Genomic DNA, 554 nt, shown 5'->3' with positions numbered 1-554 from the left:
CGCGCAGGAGGCGGCGGAACGCGCGCGTCGCGACCTTGAGGCGCGGGTGGCGCAGGAGACCGAGCGGGCGGAGGCGGCGCGGCGCGCCAGCGAGGCCGCGGCCGCCGGGCTGGCAGAGCTGGATGCCAGCTGGCGCGAGGCGATGGCCGGCATCGCCCTCGATCCCGATGCCACGGCCGAGGCGGCGGAAGCGGCGCTGGATGCCTGGACACGAATTGCCGAGGCCGCGACAGCCTGGCGCGGCGACGCCCGCCGCATCGCCGACATGCGCGCCGCGGTGGATGCCTTCGAGGCCGCGACCCGCGAACTGGCCGCGGAACTCGGCGAGGCGACCGAGGAGCCGGCGATCCTGCTCGTGCCGCGCCTTGTCCGCCGCCTGGGCGTGGCGCGCGACCGCAGCAAGGACGCCGCCGCCCTGGCGCGCCAGCTGCGGGAGCGCCGCGACGCCGCCGAGGCCGCGGATCGCCGCCGCCACGCAGCCACGATCGAGCTGACTGCCCTGCAAGCTGCCGCCGGCGCGCCCGACCCGGCCGCGCTGGAGGAGACGATCCGCC

At 78.5% G+C, this 554-nt stretch carries 1 protein-coding gene; it reads left to right on the top strand.

All coding sequences use genetic code 11. The features are described from left to right. Positions 1-46: 46 nt before the first annotated feature. Positions 47-554 (top strand): hypothetical protein (locus OZN99_RS33245; RefSeq protein WP_270939426.1); only part of this gene is annotated, 508 nt, incomplete at its 3' end.

The sequence above is a fragment of the Falsiroseomonas oryzae genome, from assembly GCF_027856955.1.
In the GTDB taxonomy this organism is placed as follows: Bacteria; Pseudomonadota; Alphaproteobacteria; order Acetobacterales; family Acetobacteraceae; genus Falsiroseomonas; species Falsiroseomonas oryzae.
The sequence above is the reverse complement of the archived record's forward strand: the minus strand, read 5'-3'. Positions and strand labels throughout refer to the sequence as shown.